This window comes from Blastococcus sp. MG754426, from assembly GCF_021699055.1.
Lineage (GTDB): Bacteria > Actinomycetota > Actinomycetes > Mycobacteriales > Geodermatophilaceae > Blastococcus.
Map to the genome: position 1 here is coordinate 46854 of NZ_SSXC01000019.1, position 8505 is coordinate 55358.

Below are 8505 nucleotides of genomic sequence, written 5' to 3' on the forward strand. Positions count from 1 at the left end.
ATCACGCCCGCGGGCACGGCGGGGCCTGGCGCGCTCCCGCTAGCATGGTGAGGGTCCCCCCTCTGCCAGCCGCAGGAGTCGCCGTGGCCTCCGACGTAGCCGCCGACGCGGCTGCCGCGCGGGCCGAAGCAGCCGCCGGCGGGGCCGTCGCCGATGCCGTGACCGAACCGCCCGTGCGCAGCCCGCTGCCCGAGCGGCCGGCGGTCCGCCGTCCCGACGACGTCGGCCCCGAGCCCGACGCCGAGCCGGGCATCCCGCGCCGGCGCGTCCGCGACCGGCTCGCCCGCCGGATCGTCGCCGGCCAGCGCAGCGGTCTGGTCCGCCCGGTCCTGGAGCCGCTGGCCGCCCTGCACCGGCAGAGCCACCCGAAGGCCGACCTGGCGCTGCTGCAGCGGGCCTACGACGTCGCCGAGACGGCGCACAGCAGCCAGAAGCGCAAGAGCGGCGACCCGTACATCACCCACCCGCTCGCCGTCGCCACCATCCTCGCCGGCCTGGGCATGGACACGACGACGCTGATCGCGGCCCTGCTGCACGACACGGTCGAGGACACCGGCGTCACCCTGGAGACCATCACCACCGACTTCGGGTCGGAGGTCGCCCACCTCGTCGACGGCGTCACGAAGATCGACAAGGTCAAGCTGGGCGACGCCGCCCAGGCCGAGACGATCCGCAAGATGATCGTCGCGATGTCCCGCGACCCGCGGGTGCTGGTCATCAAGCTCGCCGACCGGCTGCACAACATGCGCACGCTGCGCTTCCTCCCGCCGGAGAAGCAGGAGAAGAAGGCGCGCGAGACGCTGGAGATCCTCGCCCCGCTGGCCCACCGGCTGGGCATGAACACGATCAAGTGGGAGCTGGAGGACCTCGCGTTCGCCACGCTCTACCCCAAGCGCTACGACGAGATCGTGCGGCTGGTGGCCGAGCGGGCGCCGTCGCGGGACACCTACCTCGCCGAGGTCACCGCGTCGGTGACCGAGCAGCTTCGGGCGGCGAAGATCGAGGCCGTCGTCACGGGGCGGCCCAAGCACTACTACTCGATCTACCAGAAGATGATCGTCCGCGGCCGGGACTTCACCGACATCTGGGACCTCGTCGGCATCCGCATCCTGGTCGACTCGGTGCGCGACTGCTACGCGGCGCTGGGCATCATGCACGCCCACTGGCAGCCGGTGCCCGGCCGCTTCAAGGACTTCGTGGCCATGCCGAAGTTCAACATGTACCAGTCGCTGCACACGACGGTCATCGGGCCGCAGGGCAAGCCGGTCGAGCTGCAGATCCGCACCCACGACATGCACCGGACCGCCGAGTACGGCATCGCGGCGCACTGGAAGTACAAGGAGAAGGCCCGCGCCGGCGGCAAGCCCGCGGCGGGGGAGAGCGGTGCGCCGCCCAAGGCGGGCTCGGCCGACGACATGCTGTGGCTCCGCCAGCTGCTGGACTGGCAGCGCGAGGCCCAGGAGCCCGGCGAGTTCCTCGAGACCCTGCGCTACGACCTCGGGCCGCAGGAGGTGTTCGTCTTCACGCCCAAGGGCGACGTGATGAGCCTCCCCGGGGGTGCCACGCCGGTGGACTTCGCGTTCGCGGTGCACACCGAGGTCGGCTACCGGACCATCGGCGCGCGGGTGAACGGCTCGCTGGTCTCGCTGGACAGCAAGCTCAACAACGGCGACGTCGTGGAGATCTTCACCTCCAAGTCGCCCACCGCCGGCCCCTCGAAGGACTGGCTGACCTTCGTCGGCTCCTCCCGCGCGCGGACGAAGATCCGCCAGTGGTTCACCAAGGAGCGCCGCGAGGACGCGGTCGACGCCGGCAAGGAGGCGCTGACCCGCGCGATGCGCAAGGCGGGCCTGCCGCTGCAGCGGCTGCTCGGGGGCGAGGCGCTCTCGACGCTGGCCAAGGACCTGCGGTTCGCCGACGTCACCGCCCTGTACGCCGCGGTGGGGGAGAACCAGCTGTCGGCCGCCTCGGTGGTCGAGAAGCTCATCGCCGCCCTGGGTGGCAGCGAGGGCGCGGCGGAGGACATCGCCGAGACCGCGATCCCGACCCGCCGCCCGGTGGCGCGGCGCCCGGCGCGGGGCGACCCGGGGATCATCGTCCACGGCATGACCGACGTCTGGGCCAAGCTCGCCAAGTGCTGCACCCCGGTGCCCGGCGACGACGTGCTCGGCTTCGTGACCCGCGGCGGGGGCGTCAGCGTGCACCGGACCGACTGCACCAACGCCGGCGACCTGCGCAGCAAGCCTGAACGTCTGGTCGAGGTCGAGTGGGCCTCGTCGCCGGGGTCGGTCTTCCTGGTGGCCATCCAGGTGGAGGCCCTCGACCGGCACCGCCTGCTCTCCGACGTCACCAAGGCGCTGGCCGACGAGCGGGTGAACATCCTGTCGGCGTCGGTGCAGACCAGCCGCGACCGCGTGGCGATCAGCCGGTTCACCTTCGAGCTCGCCGACCCGGCCCACCTGGGCGCGGTGCTGCAGACGGTGCGCAACGTCGACGGCGTCTTCGACGTCGAGCGCGTGACGGCCTGAGCCGGCGCGACGCCGCGTCGCCGGACCGCGTTGCCCCTCCGTGATCAGGTCACCTGATCGCGAGGGGTCCTGGCTCACCTCTGACGGTGAGCCAGGACCCCTGCAGGTGAGCCAGGAGGTCCGCCGTCAACCGACGACGGATGCGTCCTCGATGGTGACCGGGATGTTCGGGGCGCCGTCGCCGGGCCCCTCCGCGCCCTGGACCCCGCCGGCGGCGACCGCGTCCAGCACGCCCAGGCCGGCCTCGTCGACCGTGCCGACCACCGTGTACTCCGGGGGCAGCTCGGTGTCGACGAAGGTCAGGAAGAACTGGCCGCCGGTGCTGTTCGGCGCCGCGGTCTTGGCCATGGCCACGGTCCCGCGGGGGTAGGTCGTGTCCGGCGTGACCTCCTCGGCGTACTTGTAGCTGGGCCCGCCGGAGCCGGTGCCGGTCGGGTCGCCGCACTGCAGCACGCCGAAGGTCTCGGCATCGACCAGCCGGTGGCAGGGCGTGCCGTCGTAGAAGCCCTGCTCGGTGAGGTAGACGAAGCTGGCCGCGGCGCAGGGGGCCTGCGCCCGGTCCAGCGTGAGGGTGACGTCGCCCTGGTTCGTGCTCATGAGGACGGTGGCGGTGCCCTGGGTGGGGGTGGCCTCCGGGTTCGGCGGGGTGCCCACGTCGGTCAGGTTGGTGTTCCCGGACTCGTCGGGCAGGTACTCGCAGGTCACCGTGCCGTCCGCGTTGGTGGTGCGCGCCGCCGACGAGGTGGCCGCGGGCGTCGTCGGCTCGGCCGCCAGGTCGTCGGTCGGGTCGTCCCCGCCGAACACGCCCGTGACGAGCAGGGCGACCCCGGCGACCACGACGACGGCGAGCGCGGCGAGCAGCAGCCCGAGGTTGCGGCGGCGCTTCTTCGCCTGCTCGGCACGGCGCTCCAGCTGGCGCTGCAGGTGACGCTGCGCGGCTTCCCGGCGCTGCTTGTTCGTGGGCACGGGGGCGGACTCCTCGGGCGGACGGGGCTCGGTCGGCGGCCGCGGCGGCGGGCGGCGGCGCTGGTCGGGGAGGGAGTCTAGGTGGCGGGACTGGGCGTTCCCTGGCAGCGCCGGAAGCCCGTGCGCCCCCGCGTAACCTGCACGGGTGCTCATCCGCTCGTTCCCCGCCGGCGCGTTCGGCACCAACTGCTACGCCGTGGCGTCCGGACCGGGCCAGGAGTGCGTCGTCGTCGACCCGGGCATGGACGCCGTCGAGCCCCTCGCCCGGATGCTCGCCGAGGACGGCCTCAAGCCCGTCGCCGTCGTGCTCACCCACGGCCACCTGGACCACACCTTCTCGGTGCTGCCGGTGTGCGACGGCTACGACATCCCCGCCTACCTGCACCCCCGGGACTCCGGGATGCTCTCGGACCCGGCCCGGTGGCACGGACCCCAGCTGGCCCCGCTGATCACCGGCGTCCGGCTGCCCGACCCCGCCGACGTGCTGCCGCTGGACGACGGCGCGGTGCTCTCGCTCGCCGGCGTCGACCTCACCGTGCGGCACGCGCCCGGGCACACCCAGGGCTCGGTGGTCTTCGAGCTCGACCTCGGCGAGGCGCCCGGCCTGCTCGCCGGTGACGTCCTCTTCGCCGGCTCCGTGGGCCGGGTGGACCTGCCCGGCGGCTCGTGGGACGCGATGCTCTCGTCGCTGCGCGACGTCGTCCTGCCGCTGGACGACCAGACGGTCGTGCTGCCGGGGCACGGTCCGGCGACGACGATCGGCCGCGAGCGGGCGACCAACCCCTACCTGGCCGAGGCGGCCGCCGCGCCGAAGGGCCGGGGGCTGTGACCGGCCTGACCGCCCCGAAGGGCACCTTCGACACCCTCCCGCCGGACTCCGCCCGATTCCTGGCCGTCCGCGACACGCTGACCGCACCCCTGCGGCGGGCCGGCTACGGCTACGTCGAGACCCCGGTGTTCGAGGAGACCGCCGTCTTCTCCCGCGGTGTCGGTGAGTCCACCGACGTCGTGACGAAGGAGATGTACACGTTCACCGACCGCGGCGGGCGCTCGCTGACCCTGCGCCCCGAGCTCACCGCCGGCTTGATGCGGGCCTTCATCGAGCACCGCCTGCACGGCGGGGCGCTGCCGGTGAAGCTCTGGACCGTCGGCACGGCGTTCCGCTACGAGCGGCCGCAGGCGGGCCGGTACCGCCACTTCACCCAGGTGGACATGGAGGCGCTCGGCGTCGACGACCCGGCGCTGGACGCCGAGGTGGTGGCGCTGGGGGTGCAGGGGTTCCGCGATCTCGGGCTGACCGACTTCGAGCTGCTGCTCACCTCGCTGGGCGACGCCACCTGCCGGCCGCAGTACCGGGAGCTGCTGGTCGCCTACCTCGAGAAGCTCGACCTGGACGAGGAGACCCGCCGCCGGGCCGCCATCAACCCGCTGCGGGTGCTCGACGACAAGCGGCCCGAGGTGCAGGCCCAGCTCGACGACGCCCCGCTGATGGTCGACCACCTGTCGGACTCGACCAAGGCGCACTACGACGCCGTCCGCCAGCACCTGACCGACCTCGGCGTGACGTGGACCGAGGCGCCGAAGCTGGTGCGCGGCCTGGACTACTACACGAAGACGACGTTCGAGTTCGTGCACTCCGGGCTGGGCGCGCAGTCGGCGATCGGCGGCGGGGGGCGCTACGACGGGCTGTCCGCGGCGCTGGGCGGGCCCGACGTCTCCGGCATCGGCTACGCCGTCGGGGTGGACCGCACGCTGCTCGCCGTCCAGGCCGAGGGGCTGGACCTCGGCGCGGTCGCCGGGGTGCAGGCCTTCGTGGTCCCGCTGGGCGCCGAGGCCAAGCGGGTGGCGGTCCGCCTGGTGGGGCAGCTGCGGCAGGCCGGCGTCGCCGCCGACACCGTGTACGGCGACCGCGGGCTCAAGGGCGCGATGAAGGCCGCCGACCGCTCCGGCGCCACGCACGTCGTCGTCGTGGGGGAGCGGGACCTGGCCGACGGGGTCGGCCAGCTCAAGGACATGCGCACCGGCGAGCAGGTGGCCGTCCCCGTGGGCGAGCTGTTCGACCGGGTGCGTGCGAGTGTGGAGGAGTGAGCACTTCGATGGAGCAGCGACCGCTCGGGAAGACCGGGGCCGACGTCAGCGTGATCGGGCTGGGCACGTGGCAGCTCGGCGGTGACTGGGGCGACGTCGACGAGGACACCGCCGCCGAGGTGCTCGACGCCGCGCTGGACGCCGGCGTGACCCTGCTGGACACCGCCGACGTCTACGGCGACGGCCGTTCCGAGGAGCGGATCCGCAAGGCGCTCGCGCCGCGCGCCGACCGGCCGTTCGTGGCGACGAAGGCCGGCCGGCGCGCCGACCCCTTCGAGGCCGCGCAGTACACCCCGGAGAACCTGCGTGCCTGGGTCGACCGGTCGCGCCGCAACCTCGGCGTGGACACCCTGGACCTGGTGCAGCTGCACTGCCCGCCGACCGCCGTCTACTCCGACCAGCGGGTCTACGACACCCTCGACGGGTTCGTCGCGGACGGCTCGATCGCCGCCTACGGCGTCTCGGTGGAGACCGTGGCCGAGGGGCTGACCGCCCTGCAGCACGAGGGCGTGGCCACCATCCAGGTCATCCTCAACATCTTCCGGCGCAAGCCGCTGGAGGAGCTGCTGCCCGCCGCGGCCGCCGCCGGGGTGGGTGTGCTGGCCCGCGTGCCGCTGGCCAGCGGGCTGCTGACCGGCAAGTACGACGAGTCGACGACCTTCCCGGCCGACGACCACCGGAACTTCAACCGCAACGGCGAGGCCTTCGACGTCGGCGAGACCTTCGCCGGCGTGCCGTTCGACGTCGGCGTCGCCGCGGCCCGCGAGGTCGCCGAGATCGCCGGCGACGCGGTGCCCACCGCGGCGTTCGCGCTGCGCTGGGTCATCGACCAGCCCGGCGTCACCACCGTCATCCCGGGGGCGCGGAACGTCACCCAGGTCCGCGGCAACGTCGCGGCCGCCACGATGGCGCCGCTCTCGGACGCCCAGCTCGCCGACCTCGAGCGGGTGTACGACGAGCGCATCCGCGCCCACGTGCACGACCGCTGGTAACGCCCCCTCCTCTCTCGAAAGGCACCACCGTGCTCCGCACCCACGACGCCGGAACGCTGCGCGCGTCCGACGCCGGCACCACCGTCACCCTCGCCGGCTGGGTGGCCCGCCGCCGCGACCACGGCGGGGTGGTCTTCCTCGACCTGCGCGACGCCTCCGGGTACGTGCAGGTCGTCGTCCGCGAGGAGGAGGCCCACCACCTGCGCAACGAGTACTGCGTGCTCGTCACCGGTGAGGTGCGGCGCCGCCCCGAGGGCAACGAGAACCCCGAGCTGCCCACCGGCGACGTCGAGGTCGCCACCTCCGAGCTGCGGGTCCTCTCGTCGTCGGCGCCGCTGCCGTTCCCCATCGAGACCGACCAGGCGGCGTCCGACGACGTCCGCTACAGGTACCGCTACCTCGACCTCCGCCGGCAGGGTCCGGCGAAGGCGATCCGGCTGCGGTCGGAGGTCAGCCGGATCGCGCGCGGGGTGATGGCCGGGCACGGGTTCACCGAGGTGGAGACGCCGAACCTCACCCGCTCCACCCCCGAGGGTGCGCGGGACTTCCTCGTGCCCGTGCGCCTGCAGCAGGGGAAGTGGTACGCGCTGCCGCAGTCCCCGCAGCTGTTCAAGCAGCTGCTGATGATCGGCGGCCTGGAGCGGTACTACCAGATCGCCCGCTGCTTCCGGGACGAGGACTTCCGCGCGGACCGGCAGCCGGAGTTCACCCAGCTGGACTTCGAGATGAGCTTCGTCGAGCGCGACGACGTGCTGGCGGTCGCCGAGGACGTCGTGCGGGCGCTGTGGCGGGAGCTGGCCTCCTACGAGATCCCCGAGATCCCGCGGATGACCTACCGCGAGGCGATGGACCGGTTCGGCTCGGACAAGCCCGACCTCCGGTTCGGCATCGAGCTCACCGAGCTGACCTCCTACTTCGCCGGGACGCCGTTCCGGGTGTTCCAGGCGCCCTACGTCGGCGCGGTCGTCATGCCCGGCGGCGGATCGCAGCCGCGGCGGGCGTTCGACGCCTGGCAGGACTGGGCCAAGTCGCGCGGCGCCCGCGGGCTGGCCTACGTGACGATCGCCGAGGACGGCACCCTGGGCGGACCGGTCGCCAAGAACATCTCCGAGGAGGAACGGGCCGGGCTGGTCGAGGCCGTGGGGGCCGAGCCGGGGGACTGCGTGTTCTTCGCCGCCGGTGCCCGCCGCTCCTCGCAGGAGCTGCTCGGCGCGGCGCGCAACGAGATCGCCAGGCGGCTGGAGCTGATCGAGCCGGGCAGCTGGTCGTTCCTCTTCGTCGTCGACTTCCCGATGTTCGAGGAGACCGAGGACGGCGACTGGACCTTCATGCACCACCCGTTCACCTCGCCCACCCCCGAGTGGCGCGACCGGTTCGCCGAGGACAAGGGCGCGGCGCTGTCCGACGCCTACGACATGGTGATCAACGGCAACGAGGTGATGAGCGGCTCGGTCCGCATCCACGACGCCGAGCTGCAGGAGCGGGTGTTCGAGACCCTCGGCATGTCCCGCGAGGAGGCCCGGGAGCGGTTCGGCTTCTTCCTCGAGGCGTTCGCCTACGGCCCGCCGCCGCACGCGGGGGCGGCGCTGGGCTGGGACCGGCTCTCGGCGCTGCTGTCGGGGGTGGAGTCGATCCGCGAGGTGATCGCGTTCCCCAAGACCGGCGCCGGCTTCGACCCGCTCACCGGCGCGCCGACGCCGATCACCGAGGCGCAGCGCAAGGAGGCCGGCATCGACGCGAAGCCGGAGGAGCCGGCGCTCCCCGGCGAGCCGGGTGCGCCCGGCCCGTCCGACCCGACGAAGTAACCGTTCGCCCGGCCGGCCCGGCCGACGGGCCGGCACGGGTAGGTGACGCCGGGGTGGTCGCGCTCTGCCCACGGGGGGTGGGCAGACCGCGACTGCCCGGGTGGGTACCCGCCGGGGTGGTGGGTC

General features: G+C 73.4%; 6 protein-coding genes. 5 read left to right on the plus strand and 1 reads right to left on the minus strand.

Annotated elements, in window-relative coordinates; translation table 11 throughout:
* Nucleotides 1-83: 83 nt before the first annotated feature.
* Nucleotides 84-2528: a bifunctional (p)ppGpp synthetase/guanosine-3',5'-bis(diphosphate) 3'-pyrophosphohydrolase gene (locus E9549_RS09095; RefSeq protein WP_308113101.1), complete on the plus strand. Its 2445-nt coding sequence runs from the start codon at nt 84-86 to the stop codon at nt 2526-2528.
* 126 nt (nt 2529-2654) lie between these two features.
* On the opposite strand, the gene E9549_RS09100 is transcribed toward E9549_RS09095, so the two are convergent.
* The gene (locus E9549_RS09100) at nt 2655-3494 is read right to left on the minus strand and encodes a peptidylprolyl isomerase (RefSeq protein WP_236826217.1); all 840 of its coding nucleotides are present in this window, start codon (nt 3492-3494) and stop codon (nt 2655-2657) included.
* 145 nt (nt 3495-3639) lie between these two features.
* Between E9549_RS09100 and E9549_RS09105 the strand changes: the two genes are divergently transcribed.
* Genes E9549_RS09105 through aspS form a run of 4 tightly spaced genes read left to right on the plus strand, consistent with a single transcriptional unit; the run spans nt 3640 to nt 8379 of the window.
* On the plus strand, nt 3640-4323 hold the full coding sequence (locus E9549_RS09105) for an MBL fold metallo-hydrolase (RefSeq protein ID WP_236826218.1): 684 nt from the start codon (nt 3640-3642) through the stop codon (nt 4321-4323).
* The gene (gene hisS, locus E9549_RS09110) at nt 4320-5582 is read left to right on the plus strand and encodes a histidine--tRNA ligase (RefSeq protein WP_236826219.1); all 1263 of its coding nucleotides are present in this window, start codon (nt 4320-4322) and stop codon (nt 5580-5582) included. The genes E9549_RS09105 and hisS overlap by 4 nt, the downstream gene beginning before the upstream one ends.
* A gap of 8 nt (nt 5583-5590) precedes the next feature.
* Nucleotides 5591-6574: an aldo/keto reductase gene (locus E9549_RS09115; protein ID WP_236826220.1), complete on the plus strand. Its 984-nt coding sequence runs from the start codon at nt 5591-5593 to the stop codon at nt 6572-6574.
* Nucleotides 6575-6603: 29 nt separating this feature from the next.
* On the plus strand, nt 6604-8379 hold the full coding sequence (aspS, locus tag E9549_RS09120; protein WP_236826221.1) for an aspartate--tRNA ligase: 1776 nt from the start codon (nt 6604-6606) through the stop codon (nt 8377-8379).
* The last annotated feature ends 126 nt before the right edge of the window (nt 8380-8505 follow it).